This window comes from Pseudonocardia sp. GCM10023141 (assembly GCF_042653605.1).
This window is the reverse complement of the sequence record NZ_JBHSIR010000043.1, coordinates 121,226-142,957: the sequence shown is the minus strand read 5'-3', so window position 1 is coordinate 142,957 and position 21,732 is coordinate 121,226. Positions and strand designations below refer to the sequence as shown.

Genomic DNA, 21,732 nt, shown 5'->3' with positions numbered 1-21,732 from the left:
GCGCCTCCTGGCTAGTCGGCGCGGATGCTGTCGAGGAGCGTGATCGGGTCCTCGCCGGCCGCCTCGGTGGGCCGCCACGACCTGCCGTCACCAGACCTGCGGTAGAGCACCCAGCGCCCGGACGTCGCGTCCTCCCGGCGCAGCTGCACCACCGGTGTGGCCGACCACGCCATGTCGAGCTCGGGGTAGGTGGGCGGCCTGCGATCGAGGATCGTCACCTCGTCGCCCTGGATCGCGAAGCCGATCTGGCGACGTTCCCGCTCGCCGTCCGGCACCCGGGCGGCGCACCACCTCGACAGGCGTTGTCGTGTCTCCTCGGGCACAGCCATAGGAGAATGGTGCAGGGTCGGCGGCCACCCGTCGACAGCCATCAGTGGAGGGAACAGGCGATGACCGAGCACGAGGTGAGCCGGTTCGGCCACGTCGAACTGGCCGACATGCCCGAGGACCTGCGAACGCGGATCGGCGCGGTCGCGGAGAAGTCGGGATTCGTGCCCAATGTGTTCCGCGCGATCGCGCACCGGCCCGCGGAGCTGCGGGCGTTCCTCGACTACCACGACGCGCTGATGGAGAAGTCCGACGGCCTGAGCAAGGCCGAGCGGGAGCTGGTGGTGGTGGCGACGTCCGGGGCCAACCACTGCACGTACTGCATCGTGGCGCACGGCGCGATCCTGCGCGTGCGGACGAAGGACCCCGAGATCGCCGACAAGGTCGCCACGAACCCGTGGGGTGTGGAGCTGAGCCCGCGGGAGCGGGCCATCGTCGACCTGGCGCTGCTCATCGCCACCGACTCCGCGGCGCTGACCGAGGCGGAGCTCGACGACGCGCGCATGGCGGGGCTGACCGAGGACGAGATCTGGGACGTCGGGGCCATCACCGCGCTGTTCGCGATGTCCAACCGGCTCGCCCACCTCACCGCGCTGCGGCCCAACCCGGAGTTCTTCCTCATGGGCCGCCTCCCGCGGGGCTGAGACGTGCCCCGGCGCAACCGGGTGGACCCGTCCGGCGACCTGCACGCCGTGGCCCAGCGCGGGCTGTTCACGGGCAACCGCGGCTGCCTGGTGGACGACACCGAGCAGGTGGTGCGCCACCACCGCGGCAACCTGTGGATCACCTGCGTGCTGGAGTACGGCGAGCGGCGCGTCGGGCTCGCCCGGCCCGACCGGTGGACGCCGATCTTCTTCCTCGACGACGCCGTCGCGCTCGCCGCGGGCCACCGCCCCTGCGGGGAGTGCCGGTGGCGCGCCTACCTCGCCTACCGCGACGCCGTGTCGGTCGCAACGGGCACGCAGATGCGGGCGGGAGAGCTCAACCGGCTGCTGGCGACCGAGCGGCTGCGGCGTGGTCACGGCGTGGCGCGTGCCGCCGACCGGCGCACCTGGACCGCGCCCGCCACGCAGCTCCCCGACGGCACCGTGGTGCGCACCGACGGTCCCCGGCTGGTGCTCGGTGGCGCGCTGCACGCGTTCGCGTTCGACGGGTGGCACTCCCCCGCGCCGCTGCCCGACGGCCCGGTGACGGTGCTGACCCCGCCCACCTCGGTGGCGGCGCTGCGCCACGGCTTCCGGCCGGTCCTGCATCCGACGGCCCAGAATTCCGCTGGACGCGACCAGCCCGACGTCGCACACGTTCACCAGTCCTCGCACACTCCCTAATGCATGCGAGGACCTGAGGGGGTGTGCGACGTCAGAGCACCTTCGACAGGAACGCCTTCGTCCGCGACTCCCGGGGGTTGGTGAGCACCTCGCGCGGGTGGCCGGCCTCCACGATCTTGCCGCCGTCCATGAAGACGAGCGTGTCGCCGACCTCGCGGGCGAAGCCCATCTCGTGGGTGACCACCACCATCGTCATGCCGTCGCGGGCCAGCCCGCGCATCACGTCGAGGACCTCGCCGACGAGCTCGGGGTCCAGCGCTGAGGTCGGCTCGTCGAAGAGCATCAGCCGCGGCTCCATCGCGAGCGCCCGCGCGATGGCCACCCGCTGCTGCTGGCCGCCGGAGAGCTGGGCCGGGTAGGAGTCGTACTTCTCGCCCAGCCCGACCCGGTCGAGCAGCTCGCAGGCACGTGTGCGAGCCGCGGCCTTGGCCGTGCCGCGCACCGTGCGGGGCGCCTCCATGACGTTCTCGGCGGCCGTCATGTGCGGGAACAGGTTGAACCGCTGGAACACCATCCCGATGTCGCGTCGTTGCCGGGCGACCTCGGACTCGCGCAGCTCATGGAGCCTGCCGCCGGTCTCGCGGTAGCCGATCAGCTCGCCGTTGACCCGCATCTCGCCGGCGTCGATGCGCTCCAGGTGGTTGATGCACCGCAGGAACGTCGACTTGCCCGAGCCGGACGGCCCGATCACGCAGGCCACCTCACCGGGCTGGACGGTGAGGTCGATCCCGCGCAGCACCTCGACGTGTCCGAAGCTCTTGTGGATGTCGACGGCCTCCACCATCGGAGTGCTCACGTCACCGCTCCGCCCTGCTCGGGCGACCGCCGGAACAGCCGCGACGTGGTGGCCGGCCCGCGATCGAAGCCCCGCCCGTAGCGCCGCTCGACGAAGCCCTGCCCGATCGACAGGATCGAGGTGAGCAGCAGGTACCAGGCCGCGGCGACGATGAGCAGCGGGATGGTCTGGAAGTTCACCGAGTAGATCCGCTGCACCGAGGTCAGCAGCTCGAAGTAGCCGATCACGACCACGAGCGACGTGGTCTTCAGCATGGAGATCGTCTCGTTGCCGGTCGGCGGGATGATCACCCGCATGGCCTGGGGCAGCACCACCCGGCGCAGCGTCTGCATGCGCGACATGCCCAGCGCCCCGGCCGCCTCGCTCTGACCCTCGTCCACCGACTGCAGGCCGCTGCGCACGATCTCCGCCATGTAGGCGGCCTCGTTGAGCCCGAGCCCGAGCAGGCACGCCGCGAAGGTGGTGATCAGCATGTTGGTGTCGGCCGAGACGAACTCGGGCCCGAACGGGATGCCCAGCGACAGCCGCGGGTACAGGGCGGACAGGAAGTTCCAGAACAGCAGCTGCGCGATCAGCGGCGTGCCGCGGAACAGCCAGATGTAGCCGGCGGCCACGCTCGTGAGCACCGGGTTCGGGGAGAGCCGCATGACGGCAAGCACGACGCCGCCGACCACGCCGATGATCATCGACAGCACGGTCAGCACCAACGTGTTGCTCAGGCCGTTGAGCACCGGGCCGGAGAACAGGTACTTCCCGACCACGTCCCAGCGGAAGCGCTCGTTCGTGATGACCGTGTGCACGAGCATCGCGGCGAGCACCGCGAAGACCGCGACGGCCACCCAGCGGCCCGGATGCCGCACCGGGACCGCCTTGATGGGTTCCCTGCGCGGCCCGTCCTTCTCGAACCGCACCGGCTCCGTCACGCCGTCAGCCGCCCTTGACCTCGGACGTCGGGATGGCGCCGATGGTCACGTTCCACTTCTTGAGGATGGCGCTGTAGGTCTTGTCGTCGATCAGCGACTGGATCGCGCCCTGGATGGCCTTGGCGTAGTCGCCCTGGTTCTTGGCGATCACGATGCCGTAGGGGGCGGTGGCGTAGGGCTGGCCGACCACCTCCACGGCGCCTTCGGTCGTGGTCACGGCGTACGCGGCGACGGGCGAGTCGGCGAGCATGCCGACGATGCGGCTCGACGTCAGCGCGAGCGTCACGTCGGTCTGCGCGGTGAGCTCGGTGACGGTGAGGGGCGGCTTGCCTGCCGCGGCGCACTTGGCGTTGCGGTCCGCGATCTCATCGGCCTGGGTGGTGCCGCTCTGAACCCCGATCGCCTTGCCGCACAGGTCGTCGACGGTGAGCTTGTCGGGGTTGCCCTTCTTCACCGCGAGGCTGGTGCCCGCCGTGAAGTAGCTGATCATGTCGACGGTCTTGACGCGCTCGTCGGTGACGCTGAACGACGAGATCCCGGCCTCGTACTTGGCGCCCTGGATGCCCGGGATGATGCCGGAGAACTGGCTGTTCTGGAACTCGGCGCCCAGCCCCAGCTTCGTGGCGACGGCCGTGGCGAGATCCACGTCCATGCCGATGATGGTGGTGCCGTTGGTGTCGGTGAACTCGTTGGGCGGGTACGACGCGTCGGTCCCGAACACGATCTTGCCGTCGGCCGAGACCGAGGGCGGCACCATCCCGGCGAGCTTGGCGTCCTTCGTGACCACCGGTGCCGCGGGTGCCCCGGTTGTCGGCGTGGCCGCGCCACCGCTCCCGTCTCCGCCGGCCCCGCACGCCGCGAGCGTGACGGTGAGCGCGGCCGCGGCGAGCGCGGCCGGTAGCGAACGGGTGGGGAATTGCACGGCGAACCTCCGAACTGGGTACAACGAGTACGCGGATGCTGCCATCCCGGCAGGCGATGAACACACCCCAATAGGGTCACCGTTGCATGACGTCACGCAGGGTGACGAGGGGATCGCGGTAGGCGTTGCAGTCGAACGGGACGTACCGGACGATGCACCGGCGGAACCACCCGGTGTGGTGTACGCGTTGACAGCAGGAGAAGCCGACCAGAGAGAAGGAACGACATGCCGATGATCAGGAAGCTCGCCACCCTCGCCGCCACCGCGGAGGCGGCTCGCCGCTACGCGAAGGCCAACCCGGAGAAGGCCGGGAAGTTCCTCGACCAGGCCGCCGCCTTCGTGGACAAGCAGACGAAGGGCAAGTTCCGCACCCAGATCGAGGGCGCCAAGCGCTCGGCCAAGGGTGCGGCCGGCATCCGCGAGGACCGGCCCTACGGCGCCGCCACCGACAACGGGCTCGCGAACGGCTCCACCAGCGCCCCGTCCGCGCTGTTCGAGCCGCCCGCCACCGGTCGCCCCGCCACGCACTGAGGCCGACAGCAACCCGGGCAGCAGGAGGACAACCCGGGCGCGGAGACGTGCCTCACAGCGGTGGCGTCGGGCCTTCTGTACGTTCGCCCGCGACGCTGCCGCCCGCCCACCTCCCCGTGCCAGGATGCACGCAAGTGCCGGTGCGTGAGCGACCCGAACCCGGGCGTCGCAACCGGACGAGCCCGCCCCGCAGCGGCCACGAACCGGCTGCGGGTCCCGAGCACGAGGAGGAACCGTGTCCAACCCGCAGGACTGGGCGCCACAACCGGCGGCGCCGCCCCTGATTCCCAGCCGGGAGCACGTGCTCGCCGGCCTGCACGCCACCGACGAGGGCGGGGCCGACCTGGTCCAGCTCCTCACCCCGGAGGGCGTGCGCGTCGGTGACCCGCGCTTCGACGCCTATGCCGCCGACGTCGATGTCCCGGCGCTGCAGGCGCTCTACCGCGACATGGTGCTGGTGCGCCGGTTCGACCGGGAGGGCAACGCGCTGCAGCGCCAGGGCCAGGTGGGCATCTGGATCCCGCTGCTGGGCCAGGAGGCTGCGCAGATCGGGGCCGGTCGGGCGCTGCAGCCGCAGGACATGGCGTTCCCGTCCTACCGGGAGCACGGGGTGGCGTGGACGCGCGGGATCGACCCGGTCGACCTGCTCGGGATCGTCCGCGGCACCGACCACGGATCGTGGGACTCGCAGGAGAAGCGGTTCCACTACTACACGATCGTCATCGGCAACCAGTGCCTCAACGCCACCGGGTACGCGATGGGCCAGAAGTTCGAGGGCAAGGTGGGTGACGGCGAGGACGCCGAGGCCACCATCTGCTTCTTCGGCGACGGCGCCACCAGCCAGGGCGACGTGCACGAGGGCTTCGTCTGGTCGGCCGTCTACGACGCTCCCGTCGTCTTCTACTGCCAGAACAACCAGTGGGCCATCTCCGAGCCCAACGAGCGCCAGACCCGCGTCCCGCTCTACAAGCGGGCGCAGGGCTACGGCTTCGACGGCATCCGGGTCGACGGCAACGACGTGCTGGCCTGCCTCGCGGTCACGCGCTGGGCGCTCGAGGAGTGCCGCACCGGCAACGGACCGGTGCTCATCGAGGCGTTCACCTACCGGATGGATGCCCACACCACGTCCGACGACCCGTCGCGCTACCGGCTCGCCGACGAGCTCGAGCTGTGGAAGCTGAAGGACCCCATCGAGCGGGTACGGGTGAACCTGGTGCGCGAGCACGGCGTCGAGCAGGAGTTCTTCGACGCCGTCCAGGCCGAGGCCGACGAGCTGGCCGCCCGGTTCCGCGAGCACTGCATGTCGATGCCCACGCCGCCTGCCGACCGGATCTTCTCCGAGGTCTACGCGGAGGGCTCACCCAACCTCGACGCCCAGCGCGAGGCGTTCCTCGCCTATCACGCGTCGTTCGAACCCGATGGATCGCTTGCGGGTCCGAGCATCGGAAGGGCATGAGGACATGACCAAGGCGACGATCGTGAAGGCGCTCAACGACGGACTGCGCGCCGCGATGGAGCGCGACCCGAAGGTGCTGGTCATGGGGGAGGACGTCGGCAAGCTCGGCGGCGTCTACCGCGTCACCGACGGCCTGTTCAAGGACTTCGGCGAGCAGCGCGTCCTGGACACGCCGCTCTCGGAGTCGGGCATCATCGGCACCGCCGTGGGGCTCGCCATCCGCGGCTTCCGGCCGGTCTGCGAGATCCAGTTCGACGGCTTCGTGTTCCCCGGCTACGACCAGATCGTGTCGCAGCTGGCCAAGCTGCACTTCCGCACCCAGGGCAAGGTCAAGATGCCGGTGGTGGTGCGCATCCCGTTCGGGGGTGGCATCGGCGCCGTCGAGCACCACAGCGAGTCGCCGGAGGCGCTGTTCACGCATGTCGCGGGCCTCAAGGTCGTGGCGTGCTCCAACGCGGAGGACGCCTACTGGATGATCCAGCAGGCCATCTCCTGTGACGATCCGGTGATCTTCTTCGAGCCGAAGCGGCGGTACTGGGAGAGGGCGGAGATCGACCCCGACGCCACCCCGCAGCCGCTGTTCACCTCCCGCGTCGTACGGCCGGGTTCCCGGCTCACGCTGGCCAGCTACGGCGCCCCGGTCAAGACGTGCCTGGACGCCGCGGAGGCGGCCGCCGCCGATGGCATCGACATCGAGGTGATCGACCTGCGCTCGCTGTCGCCGCTCGACCTCGGTCCGGTGTTCGCGTCGGTGCGGCGCACCGGGCACCTCGTCGTGGTCGCCGAGGCGCCACCCGAGACGTCGGTGGCGTCCGAGGTGGCGGCCAGGGTCCAGGAGGAGTGCTTCCACTCGCTGGAGGCGCCGGTACTGAAGGTCACGGGCTTCGACGTGCCGTACCCGCCGTCCAAGGTCGAGGAGCATTACCTCCCCGACCTGGACCGCATCCTCGACGGCGTCGACCGCTCGCTGGCGTGGTGAGCTGAGATGCGCAGAGAGTTCGGCATGCCCGACGTCGGTGAGGGGCTCACCGAGGCCGAGGTCGTCACCTGGATGGTCGCGCCCGGCGACACCGTTGCGGTCAACCAGATCTTCGCCGAGATCGAGACGGCCAAGGCGGCCGTCGAGCTGCCCAGCCCGTACGCGGGCACTGTCTCGGAACTGCTCGTGGAGCTCGGCCAGACCGTGGCCGTCGGCACCCCGATCATCGTCATCGAGACCGCGGAGGCCGGCGCGGCTCCGGCCGCACCTGCTCCCGCTGCTGCCCCCGCCGAGGAGAGCGCACCCGCGAACCTCGTCGGTTACGGCCCGCGACCCGGTTCCGTCACGCGTCGGGCCCGGAAGGGGGCGGCTCCCGCTGCCGCTCCGGTCCCGGCTCCGGCTCCCGTTCCGGCGCCCGCGCCGGTCCCGGTGCTGGTCCCCGCGGCCGCCAACGGCTCCGGTGGGCTGGTGCCACTCGCCAAACCACCGGTCCGCAAGCTGGCCAAGGACCTGGGGATCGACCTGCGGCAGGTCATCGGCACCGGCTCCGGTGGTGTGATCACGCGGGCGGACCTGGAGACGCATGCGGCACCGGCCGCGCCCCCCGCCGCGGTCACTGCCGCCGTCTCCGCACCGGGCGGGGAGCGCCGCGAGCCGATCCGCGGCATTCGCAAGGCCACGGCGGCCGCCGTGGTCAGCAGCGCGTTCACGGCCCCGCACGTCACGGAGTTCCTGGCCGTCGACGTCACGGAGACGATGGCGCTGCGCGACCGGCTCCGCGCCACCCGCGAGTACCGCGACGTGAAGCTCACGCCGCTGGCGTTCGTCGCGAAGGCGGTGTGCCTCGCGGCGCGACGCACGCCGTCGGTCAACGCTCGCTGGGACGAAGCCGCAGGCGAGATCGTCTACTACGACCGGGTGCAGCTGGGGATCGCGGCGGCCACCCCGCGCGGGTTGATCGTGCCCAAGGTGCGAGACGCCGACACGCTGACGCTGCGTGAGCTGGCGGTGGGCCTCGGGGAGCTGACGGCCACCGCGCGGTCGGGGAAGACGCCACCTGCCGATCTCGTCGGGGGCACCTTCACCATCACCAACATCGGGGTCTTCGGCATCGACACCGGCACGCCGATCCTCAACCCCGGTGAGGCGGCGATCCTCGCGGTCGGGGCCATCAAGCCGACGCCGTGGGTCGTCGACGGCGAGCTGGCCGTGCGCACGGTGTGCCAGCTGTCGCTGTCGTTCGACCACCGGCTCGTCGACGGCGAGCAGGGCTCGCTGTTCCTGGCCGATGTCGGTGCGCTGCTCACGGATCCGGGGCTTGCTCTCACATGGTGAGATGAAACGGAGCCGTTATCGAGTGACGGGAGCACGAACGGTTTCTCGCGCGTTACACGGGTATGCCGTTCGTGCTGCTGTACCTCGTGGTCGAGATCGTCGCGCTCGTCGCACTCGGGTCGACGATCGGTCTGGCGTGGACGCTGCTCGTCCTGCTGGCCGGCTCGGTGGTCGGGTTGTGGCTCGCCCGCCGCGAGGGGGTGCGCGCCGCGCAGGCTCTGGCCGAGGCCGTGAGCAACCGGCGGGTGCCCACCTCCGAGCTCACCGACGGCATGCTCGTGGCCGGTGCCGGGGTGCTGCTGTTCGTGCCCGGCATCGTCACCGACATCGCAGGGCTCCTGCTGCTGGTGCCGCCGGTGCGCGCCGTCGTCCGGCGCCGGCTGGTGCGCGCCGCGGAGGAGCGCTCGCCGGATCTGCGCACCGCGCGCATCCGCGAAGGCTCCACGATCGTCGACGGTGACGTGGTGGTCGAGCGGCAGACCACCCCGTCGCGCGGCGCCCACCCGGTGATCGAAGGATCCGTCGTCGAGCGTTGACTTCCCGCATGACCGACGTGACCGTCCGCCCACAGGCGGACACCGAGCGGGCGGCCGGGTGGGAGCTGGCCGGTATCGCCTTCGGCTTCCCGCTGCCCGATCCGCTGCCGGAGCCCACCGGCGCCGAGCACCGGTACGGCGCGTTCGACGGCGCCGGCCGGATGCTGGCCACCGCCACCGATCTCGAGCACGGCTACTTCTACGGCGGTCGCCGGGTGGCGGGCGCGGGCATCGCGGGTGTCGCCGTGGCCCCGGACGTTCGAGGTTCCGGCCTGCTCCGGCCGCTGCTGAGCGAGCTGTTGCGGGGCGCCCGGGCCCGTGGCGCCGTGATCAGCGCCCTCTTCCCGTCCACGTCCGCGCCCTACCGCAAGCTGGGCTGGGAGCGGGTCGGCACGGTCTCGTGGACGGCACTGCCCACGTTCGCACTCGCGGCACTGCGCCCACCGGCCGGGATCACCCTGCGCCCGGCCACCGCTGCCGACGTCCCGGCCGTGATCGACGCCTACCGGGCAACGGCGAGCGCCGGTACCGGGCTCCTCGATCGCTCGGGGCCCCTGTTCCCGAACGACCCCGACAAGGTGCTGGCCGCCTTCGACGGCATCACCCTCGCCATCGGCGCCGACGGGACTGTCGAGGGTTGTGCCAGCTGGAAGCGCCGCGACGCCCGGCTCGCGGTGTACGACCTGATCGGCCGCTCCGCCGGTGCCACGCAGGCGCTGCTGGCGATGCTCGGAACGTGGCGCAGCGTCGTGCCCACCATCAGCCTGCGCCTGCCTGCCGAGGATCCCGTGCTGCTGATGGCGGGTGTGGAGACCGCCACCGAGCACCACCGCGAGCCGTGGATGCTGCGGCTCGTCGACGCCGCCGGAGCCGTCGCGGCCCGTGGCTGGCCGCCGCACCTGACCGGCACGGTGGACCTGCAGCTCACCGACGACGTCTGCCCGTGGAACGCGGGCCCCGTCCGGTTCGAAATGGCGGGTGGCGAGGCCCGACTCGTGGCGGGCGGCTCCGGAGCCGTCGGGATGGACTCCCGTGGCCTGGCGGCCTGGTACGCCGGCGCGGCGTCGCCCGCGGTGCTGCGCCGGGCCGGCCTGCTCACCGGCGGGGACGCCGGCGTCGATGCCTTGCTGGCCGCGGCGACCGCCGGCCCCCGCCCGGCGCTGCTCGACGCGTTCTGACCCAACGCCCACTGGTTCCGGTTCGATCATGAGCCAGTGGGCGCTCGGCCGCCGTCGGGGTCAGGTCAGCAGCGTCCAGGTGGTGGTGCAGCGGGCGCTGACGCGCACCGGTTCCGGTTCGAGGCCGAGGTCGCGGATGACGGGGCCGCCACCGGAGGAGTCCTTCGCTGCGAAGGCCAAGGGCGTGACCAAGCCCTGCTCCCAGTGCTCCTCGGCGAGGCTGCGCAGGGGTCCGAGCGTGCCGCCCAGTGCCTCCGCGTACCCCTCTGCCCGGTTCCGGGCGCTGGCGACGGCCCGGTGCTGGGCCTCCCGCTGGGCGGATGCGGGATCGCGCAGCAGCCAGCGTGGCCCGTTGAGGTCGGTCGGCTCGGCGGCGATGAGCGTGGCGAGCACGTCCTCCAGCGCGGCGGTGTCGGTCAGGTGCAGCACCCAGTCCTGTCCGGCCCGGCAGCCGACGACACGGGGCTGCTGCCCGTAGGTCTCCTCGTACTCGCTGCGCACCCACATCCGCCTGCTGCGCAGCACCGCGGTCACGAGCGGCACCTCGAGCGCCTTGAGCTGCTCACCGAGCAGCGCGACGGCGTCGGAACGGGTGGGGGCGACGGCCGCGAACGTGGCCGTCAGCTCGGCCTCGTCGCCCGTCTGTTCGAACCAACCGAAGCCGGTGGTGATGATCTCCGGGGTGTCCGTCATGATGTCAGCGTTCCAGACGCGCGCCTACCCGCCACGTGGCCACGGTGTCACCACCCGTTCGCGTGATCGGCCCCGACCCGATTTGCGCTCGAACAGATGTTCGGATACGGTCTCCCTTGTTCCTCGGTCCGCCGGATCGGGAAGTATCCGGTCTTCTAGACGTGGGGCGATAAAACCGTAGAGGGTGCGATCGACGTCGTTCGGTAGTTCTGTATGCGGCTCTCTAGCGTCCGCGGCAGAGTGCGTGAGACGAGCCGATCGACGACACACCATCGTGTTCGCTAGCGACCTCTACGAAGATCGCAAGAATTCTCGATACCGTCCGATCGTGGACCCCGTGCGCAATCCCTTCGCCCCGGGCGCTGGTCAGCGGCCTCCCGAGCTCGCCGGGCGCGACCGGGAGGTGGACGCGTTCGAGATCGTGCTGGAGCGGGTCGCCCGGGGTCGCCCCGAGCGCAGCCTCGTGCTCACCGGCCTGCGTGGCGTCGGCAAGACGGTGCTGCTGGGCGAGCTGCGGTCGATGGCGCAGCGGGCGGGCTGGGGCGCGGGCAAGATCGAGGCCCGCCCGGACGCCGATCTGCGCAGGCCGCTGTCGGCCGCGCTGCACCGCGCGATCCGGGAGCTGGCCGTGCGCCACCCCGACCCCGAACGTGTCAGCGACGTGCTCGGTGTCCTCAAGGCGTTCGCCATGCGCTCCGCGCCCGATGGCGCGAAGCTGCGCGAGCGCTGGCAGCCCGGCATCGACGCGCCGGTGAAGAACGGGCGCGCCGACTCCGGCGACATCGAGATCGACCTCGTCGAGCTGTTCACCGAGGTCGCGTCGCTGGCCGCCGACCTGCAGACGGGCGTGGCGCTGCTCATCGACGAGATGCAGGACCTGCAGCCCGACGACGTGTCGGCGCTGTGCGCGGCGTGCCACGAGCTGTCGCAGTCACGCGCCCCGCTCGTGGTCGTCGGTGCCGGGCTGCCGCACCTGCCCGCGGTGCTGTCGGCGTCCAAGTCCTACTCCGAGCGCCTCTTCAAGTACGCGCGCATCGGCCAGCTCGACCGCGCCGACGCCGACTTCGCGCTGCTGGCCCCGGCCGAGCGGGAGGAGGCGACCTTCGACACCGAGGCGCTCGACGCCCTGTTCGAGGCCTCCAGCGGCTACCCGTACTTCGTGCAGGCCTACGGGAAGGCGGCGTGGGACGCCGCGCCGCGCAGCCCGATCAGCGCGCTCGACGTCAAGATGGCGGCCCCCGAGGCCGAGGCCGAGCTCGCCGTCGGGTTCTTCGGCTCGCGCTACGAGCGCGCCACCCCCGCCGAACGCGAGTACCTGCGTGCGATGGCGGAGCTCACCGAGGGCCGCGACGAGCCGGTGGGCACGGCCGGCATCGCCGAGCACCTCGCCCGCCGCGCGTCCTCGCTCTCGCCCGCCCGCGACAGCCTGCTCAAGAAGGGCCTCGTGTTCTCCGCGCAGCGGGGCCAGATCGCGTTCACCGTGCCGCACTTCGGGCGCTACCTGCTTGCGCAGATATGAGTAGCGTTCCGCATCTGCGGTGGTGAAACGCGGTGCGCGGCGGCAGGTTCCCGACACCCGCTGATCCGAACGAGTGAACATTGGCTACGCGCCGTCGCCGGGTTAACGCATCGCCCCGGGATTGCGATTCCCAGTACAGCCCCGCGGTGCTGTCGGACCCCCGACCTGGCAGCACCGCGGGGCTTCCTATTTTTCGGGTCCGAGCAGGCCGAACCGGGGCCTCACCGGGCAGGTCGTAGCATCAGGCCGGTGCAGGACCCGAGGCTCGAGATCCAGATGCTGCACGACCGCGTGATGGTGAAAGCCGACGGCTCCGCAGAGCGTCGAAGCTCGGCCGGGATCGTTATCCCGGCAACCGCGGAAGTCGCGAAGCGTCTGGTGTGGGGAGAAGTGTTCGGCGTGGGTAACCACGTCCGCACGGTCAAGGTCGGCGATCGGGTGCTGTTCGCGAGGGACGATCAGTACGAGGTCGATGTGCAGGGGACCACGTTCCTGGTGTTGCGGGAACGTGAGGTGCACGCGGTCGCGACCGAGCGGACGGAGCACGGCACAGGGCTCTACCTGTGACGGACCGGGCGTGCGGCCCGGCCTGGGATGGTTGAGGGGAAACGGACTTCATGCCCGAGCGGCAGACCTCGCCCGGCGAGGTGACGGCACGTCCCGGAGCGGACGCGACCGACAACGGCAATGCTGGCCCGGAGCCGTCCGGTACGGGCGGCTCCGAGGCGAGCGCTGCCGATGCCACCGCGCCGCCCGACGCGTCGTCCACGCGCGTCACGGCCCCGGTGTCGCTCCCGTCCGGAGCGGAGCTGTTCACCCCGGCCGAGGCCCCGGAGCCGCGGCCGGCACCCGCGCCGCGGCCGCGCCCCCAACCCCAGGCTGCATCGCAGCCCGACGGCGACGAGAGCCCGACCGTCACCACAGCGATCCCCGTGGCGATTCCGGCAGCGCAACCCGACCGGCCAACGGTTCCGGTTCGTCCGGAGCCCGCCGTTCCGGACGAACCGTCCAACGCCTGGTTCGCCGGCCAGGAACAGGGCGGTGCCCGACCTGACGCCCAGGGCTCGCCCGATGCCGACGCGACGCAGGTGCTGCCGCTGACGGCCGCCGCGGCAGCGGAGCAGCCCACCACCGTCCACCCGATGCAGCAGGGCCCCGATCACGACCGGGTCGCCGCAGACCCACCCACCGAGCGGCTGTCGATCCCGGCGGCAGGCGGTGGACCGCCCGCGGGTGACCCGCCCACCGAGCTCGTCGGCGGCACCGCGCCGCGGCCGTCCCGGCTGAAGCGGGGACTCCTGATCGGCGGGGGCGCCGTGGTGGTGCTCGGCCTGCTGTACGGCGGCGATCTCCTGCTGGGGTCGGGCTCCGTGCCGCGGGGCGTCACGGTCGTCGGCGTGCCCGTCGGTGGGCTCTCGCTCGCCGACGCCGAGCAGCGGCTGCGCACCGAGATCGAGCCGCGCACGACCCGTCCCGTCCCGGTCACGGCCGGGGCCGCGCGCAGCGAGATCGACCCGCATGCCGCCGGCCTGACGCTGGACTGGAAGGGCACGGTCGACCGCGCCGCCGAGCAGCCGCTGAACCCGCTGACCCGCATCACGTCGTTCTTCACCAAGCGTGAGACCGGCACGGTCACCACGGTCGATCGCACGGCGCTCGAGTCGGCGCTCGCGCAGCTCTCACCGATCGTCGACAGGGCCCCGGCCGAGGGCACCGTCCGGTTCGAGGGCACGTCTCCGGTGCCGGTGCAGCCGGTGCCCGGCCAGAAGCTCGACGTGCCGGCTGCCTCCGCCGCACTGCAGCAGGAATGGGCGGCGGGCGGCACGGTGGCGCTGCCGCTCGTCACGCTGCCGCCCATCACCACGAGCGCCGACGTGTCCTCGGCCGTGGACAAGGTGGCCCGACCGGCCGTGTCCGCGCCGGTCACGGTGGTCGGTGAGGGCGACGTCCGCGGCACCCTCACCCCCGACGTCATCGCAGCGGCGTTGACGTTCCGGGCAGTTCCCGGTGGCGGGCTCACCCCCGAGATCAACCAGGCGACGATCGCCGACGCCCTCAAGCCGCAGCTCGCGGCGTCGGAGAAGCCGGGAAGCGACGCCACCCTCGACTTCTCCTCGGGCACACCGGTCGTGGTCCCGTCGAAGGACGGGCGCGGCGTCGACTACGAGGCCACCGCGAAGGCGATGCTCCCGGCGCTCACCGGGCCGGGCCCGCGGCAGGTCACGGCACTGTACGGCGACCAGCACCCGGCGCTGACCACCGAGAAGCTCAACGCGTTGGGCATCACCGGCGTCATCGGGGAGTGGACAACCGGCGGTTTCTCCGCCGACTCCGGCCAGAACATCAAGCGGGCCGCCGAGAAGCTCAACGGGCTCATCGTGGCGCCGGGAGCGACGTTCAGCCTCAACGAGGCCACCAACCCGCGCGACGCGGCGCACGGCTACGTCGAGGCCGGCATCATCGAGGGCGGGCACCCGGCCCGCGGCATCGGCGGCGGCGTGTCGCAGGTGGCCACCACGCTCTACAACGCGTCGTACTTCGCGGGCATGGTCAACGTGCACCACCAGGAGCACAGCTTCTACATCAGCCGCTACCCGGCGGGCCGCGAGGCCACGGTCTTCGACGACGTCATCGACCTGAAGTTCCGCAACGACAACCCGACCGGTGTCATGATCCAGACGATCTGGACGCCCACCTCGCTCACGGTCAAGATCTTCGGGACCAAGCGCTACGAGGTCACGTCCACCCCGGGCCCGCGCACCAACCCGACCAGCCCCAACACCATCACCATCCCGGCTGGTCAGCAGTGCGCGCCGAGCACCGGAGCACCCGGGTTCACGATCACCGACACGCGCACGCTGAAGGAGGTCAGCACCGGTCAGGTGCGCAACGAGGTGCGCACCGTGCGGTACGACCCGTCGCCCAACGTCGTCTGCGGAGCCCCCTGACGGGCCGCGCGGTCGGCCCCTTCTTTAGCCCAGTCGGGGCCAGGGGTCGCGCGATGCACGTCACATTTCGTACGCTCGGTTCCCTGGACGACAAAGCGGATCGGGGGTCGTCATGCGGATCGCAGATGTCTTGCGCGGTAAGGGCACCAACGTGGCCACGGTGGTGCCCACCGCCACCGTCGCAGAACTGATCGGGGTGCTCGCCGAATACAACATCGGTGCCGTCCCCGTGGTCGACGCCGGCAGGCTGGTCGGCATCGTGTCGGAGCGCGACGTCGTGCGCAGGTTGCACGCGGGCGGTCCGGAGCTGCTCGCCACCCGGGTGACCGACATCATGACCAGCGAGGTCACCACGTGTGCCCCGGGCGACGGCGTCGCGGCGCTGGCCGGCGTCATGACCGCAGGCCGGTTCCGCCACCTCCCGGTCGTGGAGGACGGGCAGCTCGTCGGCATCGTCAGCATCGGCGACCTCGTCAAGGCGCGGATCGACCTGCTGGAGTCCGAGCGGGAGCAGCTGCAGTCCTACATCGCCGGGTAGCTGCCCAGCCCACCAGCGCGAGCGCGCTGAAGCCCGCATAGTGCTGAAGGCGGCGAAGACCAGCAGCGCCAGCAGCGCGCGGGACCGGAACAGCGGCTCCGCCGCGAACAGGGTGAACGTCGATCGCAGCAGCGCGCCGTAGCGCCGTGCCGGCCGGTGCTGCTGCCCGGACGGGGGTAGTCGGTCGGACCGGGGTAGCTGTTCGGATCGGGGTAGCACCAGCCGGACCGCGACCGCGACGACCAGCACCGCTGCGGCCCACGCGACGTACGCGAGCCGCCAGCCCGCGACGTCGGCCAGCACGCCCGACACGGTGCGGGCCAGCAGGATCCCGATCACGACACCGCTGGTCACGGTGCCGACGACCCGGCCGCGCGCGGCGGGCGCGGTCAACGCGGCGGCGTGGGCCACCACCGTCTGCACCACCACGGCGAGCAGGCCCACCGCCGCCAGCGCCACCAGCAGGAGCAGCGCGGTACCGGCGACGGAGACGGCGAGCAGCGCCGCAGCGAGCAGCACGAGGCCCACGCCGTAGCCGGCCTGCGTGATCGTGACGATCAGGCCGACGGTCGCGGCGTCGATCGCGAGCTCGTGGCCGATCGTCACCAGCAGCGGTTGCACGGCGTAGATCGTCGAGACCGCCACCCCGCACGCGACCGCGAGCAGGAGCACGACGTGCCGGGGTGGGGCGTGCTGCATCGGTGTACCCCCAACTGGTTGCACTTTGCTACCGATGTGACGGTAAGTGAAACTGGTAGCATGTTGCAACCAGATGGGGGTGTGACGATGCAGCAGACGCGCTTCGACGATGCGGAGTGCCCCGTCGCGCGAACGGTGGACGTGGTCGGCGACGGGTGGTCCCTGCTGATCGTGCGCGACGCGTTCGACGGCAGCCGCCGCTTCGGGGAGTTCCAGCGTGGGCTGGGCGTCGCGAAGAACATCCTGACCACGAGGCTGCGTGCGCTCGTCGACGCCGGCGTGCTGGAGGTCGTCCCCGCCGCCGACGGCAGCAGCTACCGCGAGTACGCACTGACGGCCGCGGGACGTGACCTGCTCCCGGTGATCGTCGCGTTGCGCCAGTGGGGCGAGGTGCACGCGTTCGGGCCGGGCGAGGAGCACTCGCGGCTGGTGGACCGGGCCCACGGCGAGCCACTGCGCCCGCTGGAGATCAGAGCGGCAGACGGCCGCCGGGTCGGTCCGGACGACACGGTCGTCGAGCACCTGAGCTCACGCGCAACGTGAAAGGGCCGGGCAACACCGTTGCTGGTGTGCCCGGCCCGTCGTTCACGAACAGGCTCAGAAGGCGGCTTCGGCCAGGTCCATCAGGTCGTTGTCGGCGTTCTCGATGATCGCGCGCTGGCTCGTGAGCTGCGGCAGCACCGTCTTGGCGAAGAACCGCGCCACGCCGACCTTGCCCTCGTAGAACGGCTGGTCCTTCGCGGAGACCTCGCCGCCGAGCGCGGTGAGCGCGACCTCGGCCTGGCGCAGCAACAGCCAGCCCACCAGCAGGTCGCCGACGGCCATGAGCAGGCGGACCGTGTGCTGCCCGACCTTGTAGATGCTCGAGGGGTCCTCGACCGATGCCATCAGGTACTGGGTGAGCGACCCGAGCATGCCCTGCACGTCGGCCAGCGCGGTGGCCAGCAGCGCGCGCTCGTCCTTCAGCTGCCCGTTGCCGGCCTGGCCGTCGATGAACGCCTGCACCTCGCCCGCCACGTGCGCGAGCGCCTGCCCGTTGTCGCGGACGATCTTGCGGAACAGGAAGTCGAGCGACTGGATGGCGGTGGTGCCCTCGTACAGCGAGTCGATCTTGGCGTCGCGGAGGTACTGCTCGATCGGGTAGTCCTGCAGGTACCCGGAACCGCCCAGGGTCTGCAGCGACTGCACGAGCTGCTCGGTGGCGCGCTCGGAGCCGACGCCCTTGACGATCGGCAGCAGCAGGTCGTTGACCCGCACGGCGAGCGAGACGTCGGTGCCTGCCGCCTCGCCGATCCGGATCTGGTCCTGGAACGTGGCCGCGTAGGTGTAGACGGCGCGCAGGCCCTCGGCGTAGGCCTTCTGCAGCATCAGGCTGCGGCGCACGTCCGGGTGGTGGGTGATGGTGACGCGCGGGGCGGCCTTGTCCATCATCTTGGGCAGGTCGGCACCCTGGACGCGCTCCTTGGCGTAGTCGAGTGCGGTGAGGTAGCCGGCCGACAGCGTGCCGATGGCCTTGGTGCCCACCATCATCCGCGCGTACTCGATCACCTCGAACATCTGCGCGATGCCGTTGTGCACGTCGCCGAGCAACCAGCCGACGGCGGGATTGCTCGTGGCGCCGAAGGTGAGCTCGCAGGTGGTGGACGCCTTGAGGCCCATCTTGTGCTCGACGTTCGTCACGTAGGCGCCGTTGCGCTCACCCGCCTCGCCCGTTGCCGAGTCGAAGTGGAACTTCGGCACCAGGAACAGCGAGAGGCCCTTCGTGCCCGGCTTGGGGTCGAATCCGGCGCCCTCGGGACGGGCCAGCACCAGGTGCATGATGTTCTCGGTGAGGTCGTGCTCGGCCGAGGTGATGAAGCGCTTGACGCCCTCGATGTGCCAGCTGCCGTCGGCCTGCTGCACGGCCCTGGTTCGGCCGGCGCCCACGTCGGAGCCCGCGTCGGGCTCGGTGAGCACCATCGTGGCGCCCCAGCCGCGGTCGATCATGAGCTCGGCCCAGTGCTTCTGCTCTTCGGTGCCGTTGCGGTGCACGACGGCGGCGAAGTTCGGGCCCGCCATGTACATGAAGGCGGGCGCGTTCGAACCGAGGATCAGCTCGGCCGCCGCCCACTGCACCGTCGGCGGGATGCCGTAGCCGCCCAGCTCGGTGGGCAGGCCCAGCCGCCACCACTCGCCCTCCCAGAGGATCTTGTAGGCGTCCTTGAGCGACTGCGGCAGCGTCACGGTGTTCGTGGCCGGGTCGAACACCGGCGGGTTGCGGTCGGCGTCGGCGAAGGACTCGGCGAGCGGTCCGACGGCGACGGCGTTGAGCTCCTTGAGCACGCCACGGGCGGTGTCGGCGTCCACCCCGTCGAACGGTGCCGTGCCCAGCTGTTCCTGGACGCGGAACACCTCGAACAGGTTGAACTCGAGGTCGCGCAGGTTGCTCTTGAAGTGGCCCATGGCCCCGTCACTCCTCAATCACGGTGGACGGCCTACCCGTCGGTAACACCGAGGATATTACTCATCGGTAACAAGAGCAAGGAGCGGCCGTCGGGCGATGCGCCCCGGCCGGGCGATCACACGTTCGGGTCCCGCCGTTGTGCACGCTCCGTGCGAGCCGCATGGTGCACGTGATCAGTGTGGGGCGCGTGAGGCGTCAGGCGCCCCAGTCGGGACGGGGGAGGACACGGTGGGTGGACGGCTCGTGAGTCGCCGCGGCATCCTGCTCGGCGGCCTCGCGCTGGCCGGCGGCGGCGTGTTCTCCGGCGCGCTGTCGGGAGGAACGGCCTGGGCTGCGGACTCCCCGCTCATCACCGACTGCAACGGGTGGGGCGCCCGGCCCAACAGCGACATCGTCGAGATCTGGAACCAGCGTCCCGTCAAGATCATCGTGCACCACACGGCCTCGGCCAACGTGGAGAACTACAGCCAGGACGCCGCGTTCGGGCTGGCCAGGTCCATCCAGAACTTCCACATGGACGGTCGCGGCTGGCTCGACACCGGGCAGCACTTCACGATCAGCCGCGGCGGGTTCGTCATGGAGGGCCGCCACCGCAGCCTCGAGGTGCTGCGGATCGGGCAGCGCGCCGTCGAGGGCGCGCACTGCGTCGGGCAGAACATCGTGGCCGTCGGCATCGAGAACGAGGGCCTCTACACCGACGTCGACCCGCCGCAGGCGCTGTGGGACCGGCTGCGCCAGATGTGCGCCTACATCTGCCAGCAGTACGGGATCGCGCCGACCGAGCTCTACGGGCACCGCGACTTCAACAACACCGCGTGCCCTGGCGACCGTCTCTACGGTCAGCTCCCCCGGCTGCGCACGGAGGTCGCGGGTGCGCTGGGGATCGGGCTGGAGGGCGGTGCGGCGCGCAAGGCGTCCTGGCCCTTGCTGCGCCGCGGCGACCGTGGCGTCGTCGTGCAGGCCGCGCAGTACCTGCTGCGGGATGCGCGCGCGACGGAGGCGGCCCCGACGGGCGTCTTCGACGTCGAGACCGACGCGGCCGTCCGGCGGTTCCAGGTGGCGCACGGCGCGGCGAAGGTCAACGGCCTGCTGGGTGGCCAGTCGTGGCCGGTGCTCGCGCGCACCGTGGCACGGGGAGAGGGCAGCGACGCCGAGCGAGCGGCCGCCACGCTGGCGGCCGCGCGCGGCGCCGAGGGCGTGCCGAACGTGGTGACGGCCCCGGACTGGCAGCGCCTGCTCGGAACCGGCGGAGCGCCGATGAACACCACCGCCGACCCGCTGGGACCGCCCCGCTGACCAGGTGCCCGAACACGGCGACTTAGGCTGTTCGGGTGCTGCCCCGCTGCCCGGCCTGCGACGCACCGGCCCCCGCGCCGTTCTATGCCGTCACCGGACTCCCGGTGCACGGCACCGCGGTGCTCCCCGATGTCGACTCCGCCCGCGCCGTCGCCGTCGGTGATCAGTCGCTCGCACTGTGTGCCACCTGCGGTGTTGTGTTCAACCGCGACTTCACCGACGGCCTCGTCGACCACAGCGGCCGTGCCGACGAACCGCAGAACCACTCGCCCCGCTTCGCCGCGTACTGCGCCGAGATCGCCGCGCGGTGGATGGACCGCTACGGGCTGATCGACCAGCACGTCGTCGAGATCGGATGCGGGTCGGGCGACTTCGCCGCCGAACTGCTCAGCACCGGCGCGGGCAGCATGACCGGTGTCGACCCGCAGTTCACCCCCGACCGGGTGCCCCGCGAGCTGGCCGACCGCCTGACGTCGGTTCCCGAACTCTTCAACGCCGCGCACATCGACCGGGGCACGGCCGCGGTCGTCTGCCGCCACACCCTGGAGCACGTGCCCGGACTGGCCGCCTTCGGCGCGGAGATCGTGGCCGGGATGCGCCGCGGTGAGGCGTCGATGCTGCTGGCAGAGGTGCCCGACCTCGGGCGCATCCTGGGCGAGGGAGCGTTCTGGGACCTGCAGTTCGAGCGCTGCTCCTACTTCACCCCCACCACCCTCGCCGCGTTCCTGTCCGGTCTCGGGTTCGACGACCCGGTCGTCCACACCACCTACTCCGACCAGTACGTGGTGGCCGAGGCCCGGCTCGGGAGCCGTCCGGTCGCGACGTCGCCGCTGCCGGCTGCCGAGCTCGACCGCCTCGCCGCGGCCTGCCGGGCGTTCGCCGACCGCGTCACGGAGCAGACGCGGCGCTGGCGGGCGTGGCTCGCAGAGCACGCCGACGCGGGCCGCAGCGTCGCGGTATGGGGTGGCGGCGCCAAGGGGCAGACGTTCCTCAACGTCGTCGTCGGTGAGGCGGAGCGGCCCGCGGTGCGGGCCGTCGTCGACCTCAACCCCGCTGTCGGCGGCCACTTCACCGCCGGGCTCGGCCTCCCGATCTGCGGGCCGGACGATCTCAAGGAGAACCCGCCCCACAGCGTGCTGCTGATGAACCCGGTGTACCTGGGTGAGGTGCGCGGCATGCTCGACGCCCGCGGGCTCGGCGCCACCGAACTCCTCGCCGTCTGAGCGTCACCGGCCATACCCGATCGGGTGACCGGTGGAGGCGACGGGCTGTGATCGTCGCCTCC

Annotated in this window: 21 protein-coding genes and 1 pseudogene; 15 read left to right on the top strand and 7 right to left on the bottom strand. The window is 71.5% G+C overall.

The window, feature by feature from the left end; translation table 11 throughout:
- Window positions 1–11 precede the first annotated feature (11 nt).
- The gene (locus ACFPFQ_RS25795; RefSeq protein WP_379623175.1) at window positions 12–329 is read right to left on the bottom strand and encodes a hypothetical protein; all 318 of its coding nucleotides are present in this window, start codon (window positions 327–329) and stop codon (window positions 12–14) included.
- A gap of 60 nt (window positions 330–389) precedes the next feature.
- On the opposite strand from ACFPFQ_RS25795, the gene ACFPFQ_RS25790 reads away from it, so the two are divergent.
- Both ACFPFQ_RS25790 and ACFPFQ_RS25785 read left to right on the top strand, forming a co-directional pair.
- Window positions 390–971, top strand: a complete 582-nt coding sequence (locus ACFPFQ_RS25790) for a peroxidase-related enzyme (protein WP_379623173.1) — start codon at window positions 390–392, stop codon at window positions 969–971.
- Window positions 972–974: 3 nt separating this feature from the next.
- Window positions 975–1,655 carry a hypothetical protein gene (locus tag ACFPFQ_RS25785; protein ID WP_379623171.1) on the top strand — a complete coding sequence of 227 codons (681 nt, stop codon included), beginning with the start codon at window positions 975–977 and terminating at the stop codon, window positions 1,653–1,655.
- A 31-nt stretch (window positions 1,656–1,686) separates the two neighbouring features.
- Here the strand turns inward: ACFPFQ_RS25785 and ACFPFQ_RS25780 are convergent, their stop codons facing one another.
- Genes ACFPFQ_RS25780 through ACFPFQ_RS25770 form a run of 3 tightly spaced genes read right to left on the bottom strand, consistent with a single transcriptional unit; the run spans window position 1,687 to window position 4,296 of the window.
- Window positions 1,687–2,439, bottom strand: coding sequence for an amino acid ABC transporter ATP-binding protein (locus ACFPFQ_RS25780; RefSeq protein WP_379623293.1), 753 nt, complete (start codon window positions 2,437–2,439; stop codon window positions 1,687–1,689).
- A gap of 8 nt (window positions 2,440–2,447) precedes the next feature.
- A complete protein-coding gene (locus tag ACFPFQ_RS25775) occupies window positions 2,448–3,374 on the bottom strand; it encodes an amino acid ABC transporter permease (RefSeq protein WP_379623169.1) in 927 nt (308 codons plus the stop codon).
- Between the two features lie 4 nt (window positions 3,375–3,378).
- Window positions 3,379–4,296 carry an ABC transporter substrate-binding protein gene (locus ACFPFQ_RS25770; RefSeq protein WP_379623167.1) on the bottom strand — a complete coding sequence of 306 codons (918 nt, stop codon included), beginning with the start codon at window positions 4,294–4,296 and terminating at the stop codon, window positions 3,379–3,381.
- 225 nt (window positions 4,297–4,521) lie between these two features.
- Between ACFPFQ_RS25770 and ACFPFQ_RS25765 the strand changes: the two genes are divergently transcribed.
- The 6 genes from ACFPFQ_RS25765 (at window position 4,522) to ACFPFQ_RS25740 (ending at window position 10,311) form a co-directional block, all read left to right on the top strand.
- A complete protein-coding gene (locus tag ACFPFQ_RS25765; RefSeq protein ID WP_379623165.1) occupies window positions 4,522–4,827 on the top strand; it encodes an antitoxin in 306 nt (101 codons plus the stop codon).
- A gap of 235 nt (window positions 4,828–5,062) precedes the next feature.
- On the top strand, window positions 5,063–6,283 hold the full coding sequence (gene pdhA / locus ACFPFQ_RS25760) for a pyruvate dehydrogenase (acetyl-transferring) E1 component subunit alpha (protein ID WP_379623163.1): 1,221 nt from the start codon (window positions 5,063–5,065) through the stop codon (window positions 6,281–6,283).
- Window positions 6,284–6,287: 4 nt separating this feature from the next.
- The gene (locus ACFPFQ_RS25755; RefSeq protein WP_379623161.1) at window positions 6,288–7,262 is read left to right on the top strand and encodes an alpha-ketoacid dehydrogenase subunit beta; all 975 of its coding nucleotides are present in this window, start codon (window positions 6,288–6,290) and stop codon (window positions 7,260–7,262) included.
- Between the two features lie 6 nt (window positions 7,263–7,268).
- Complete coding sequence (locus tag ACFPFQ_RS25750) at window positions 7,269–8,597, top strand: dihydrolipoamide acetyltransferase family protein (protein ID WP_379623159.1); 1,329 nt, start codon at window positions 7,269–7,271, stop codon at window positions 8,595–8,597.
- Between the two features lie 62 nt (window positions 8,598–8,659).
- Window positions 8,660–9,133 (top strand): FxsA family protein, encoded by a 474-nt coding sequence (locus tag ACFPFQ_RS25745; protein ID WP_379623157.1) that lies wholly within the window; start codon window positions 8,660–8,662, stop codon window positions 9,131–9,133.
- Window positions 9,134–9,141: 8 nt separating this feature from the next.
- Complete coding sequence (locus ACFPFQ_RS25740; protein ID WP_379623155.1) at window positions 9,142–10,311, top strand: GNAT family N-acetyltransferase; 1,170 nt, start codon at window positions 9,142–9,144, stop codon at window positions 10,309–10,311.
- Between the two features lie 60 nt (window positions 10,312–10,371).
- On the opposite strand, the gene ACFPFQ_RS25735 is transcribed toward ACFPFQ_RS25740, so the two are convergent.
- The gene (locus ACFPFQ_RS25735; RefSeq protein WP_379623153.1) at window positions 10,372–11,004 is read right to left on the bottom strand and encodes an SIMPL domain-containing protein; all 633 of its coding nucleotides are present in this window, start codon (window positions 11,002–11,004) and stop codon (window positions 10,372–10,374) included.
- A gap of 328 nt (window positions 11,005–11,332) precedes the next feature.
- On the opposite strand from ACFPFQ_RS25735, the gene ACFPFQ_RS25730 reads away from it, so the two are divergent.
- The 4 genes from ACFPFQ_RS25730 (at window position 11,333) to ACFPFQ_RS25715 (ending at window position 16,009) form a co-directional block, all read left to right on the top strand.
- The gene (locus tag ACFPFQ_RS25730) at window positions 11,333–12,523 is read left to right on the top strand and encodes an AAA family ATPase (RefSeq protein ID WP_379623151.1); all 1,191 of its coding nucleotides are present in this window, start codon (window positions 11,333–11,335) and stop codon (window positions 12,521–12,523) included.
- Between the two features lie 249 nt (window positions 12,524–12,772).
- Window positions 12,773–13,090: a GroES family chaperonin gene (locus ACFPFQ_RS25725; RefSeq protein ID WP_379623149.1), complete on the top strand. Its 318-nt coding sequence runs from the start codon at window positions 12,773–12,775 to the stop codon at window positions 13,088–13,090.
- Between the two features lie 50 nt (window positions 13,091–13,140).
- Window positions 13,141–15,471, top strand: coding sequence for a VanW family protein (locus ACFPFQ_RS25720; RefSeq protein ID WP_379623147.1), 2,331 nt, complete (start codon window positions 13,141–13,143; stop codon window positions 15,469–15,471).
- A gap of 112 nt (window positions 15,472–15,583) precedes the next feature.
- Window positions 15,584–16,009: a CBS domain-containing protein gene (locus ACFPFQ_RS25715; protein ID WP_379623145.1), complete on the top strand. Its 426-nt coding sequence runs from the start codon at window positions 15,584–15,586 to the stop codon at window positions 16,007–16,009.
- Between the two features lie 102 nt (window positions 16,010–16,111).
- Here the strand turns inward: ACFPFQ_RS25715 and ACFPFQ_RS25710 are convergent.
- Window positions 16,112–16,708 (bottom strand): annotated as a pseudogene (locus tag ACFPFQ_RS25710) (MFS transporter); the annotation flags it as partial.
- A gap of 87 nt (window positions 16,709–16,795) precedes the next feature.
- Here ACFPFQ_RS25710 and ACFPFQ_RS25705 point away from each other — a divergent pair.
- Window positions 16,796–17,251, top strand: a complete 456-nt coding sequence (locus ACFPFQ_RS25705; protein ID WP_379623143.1) for a winged helix-turn-helix transcriptional regulator — start codon at window positions 16,796–16,798, stop codon at window positions 17,249–17,251.
- A gap of 54 nt (window positions 17,252–17,305) precedes the next feature.
- Here the strand turns inward: ACFPFQ_RS25705 and ACFPFQ_RS25700 are convergent, their stop codons facing one another.
- Complete coding sequence (locus ACFPFQ_RS25700) at window positions 17,306–19,150, bottom strand: acyl-CoA dehydrogenase (protein ID WP_379623141.1); 1,845 nt, start codon at window positions 19,148–19,150, stop codon at window positions 17,306–17,308.
- Between the two features lie 244 nt (window positions 19,151–19,394).
- On the opposite strand from ACFPFQ_RS25700, the gene ACFPFQ_RS25695 reads away from it, so the two are divergent.
- Together ACFPFQ_RS25695 and ACFPFQ_RS25690 are read left to right on the top strand one after the other, a co-directional pair.
- Window positions 19,395–20,447, top strand: a complete 1,053-nt coding sequence (locus ACFPFQ_RS25695) for an N-acetylmuramoyl-L-alanine amidase (RefSeq protein ID WP_379623139.1) — start codon at window positions 19,395–19,397, stop codon at window positions 20,445–20,447.
- 35 nt (window positions 20,448–20,482) lie between these two features.
- Entirely contained in the window at window positions 20,483–21,670 is a 1,188-nt protein-coding gene (locus ACFPFQ_RS25690) for a methyltransferase domain-containing protein (RefSeq protein ID WP_379623137.1), read from the top strand.
- Window positions 21,671–21,732: the final 62 nt, after the last annotated feature.

Excerpts from the sequence above, each read along its gene's own strand:
- ACFPFQ_RS25755 (WP_379623161.1), top strand. The coding sequence starts at position 6,288 with ATGACCAAGGCGACGATCGTGAAGGCGCTCAACGACGGACTGCGCGCC.
- ACFPFQ_RS25705 (WP_379623143.1), top strand. The coding sequence starts at position 16,796 with ATGCAGCAGACGCGCTTCGACGATGCGGAGTGCCCCGTCGCGCGAACG.
- ACFPFQ_RS25795 (WP_379623175.1), bottom strand. The coding sequence starts at position 329 with ATGGCTGTGCCCGAGGAGACACGACAACGCCTGTCGAGGTGGTGCGCC.
- ACFPFQ_RS25745 (WP_379623157.1), top strand. The coding sequence starts at position 8,660 with ATGCCGTTCGTGCTGCTGTACCTCGTGGTCGAGATCGTCGCGCTCGTC.
- ACFPFQ_RS25765 (WP_379623165.1), top strand. The coding sequence starts at position 4,522 with ATGCCGATGATCAGGAAGCTCGCCACCCTCGCCGCCACCGCGGAGGCG.
- ACFPFQ_RS25780 (WP_379623293.1), bottom strand. The coding sequence starts at position 2,439 with ATGGTGGAGGCCGTCGACATCCACAAGAGCTTCGGACACGTCGAGGTG.
- ACFPFQ_RS25750 (WP_379623159.1), top strand. The coding sequence starts at position 7,269 with ATGCGCAGAGAGTTCGGCATGCCCGACGTCGGTGAGGGGCTCACCGAG.
- ACFPFQ_RS25715 (WP_379623145.1), top strand. The coding sequence starts at position 15,584 with ATGCGGATCGCAGATGTCTTGCGCGGTAAGGGCACCAACGTGGCCACG.
- ACFPFQ_RS25790 (WP_379623173.1), top strand. The coding sequence starts at position 390 with ATGACCGAGCACGAGGTGAGCCGGTTCGGCCACGTCGAACTGGCCGAC.
- ACFPFQ_RS25740 (WP_379623155.1), top strand. The coding sequence starts at position 9,142 with ATGACCGACGTGACCGTCCGCCCACAGGCGGACACCGAGCGGGCGGCC.
- ACFPFQ_RS25735 (WP_379623153.1), bottom strand. The coding sequence starts at position 11,004 with ATGACGGACACCCCGGAGATCATCACCACCGGCTTCGGTTGGTTCGAA.
- ACFPFQ_RS25720 (WP_379623147.1), top strand. The coding sequence starts at position 13,141 with ATGCCCGAGCGGCAGACCTCGCCCGGCGAGGTGACGGCACGTCCCGGA.
- ACFPFQ_RS25700 (WP_379623141.1), bottom strand. The coding sequence starts at position 19,150 with ATGGGCCACTTCAAGAGCAACCTGCGCGACCTCGAGTTCAACCTGTTC.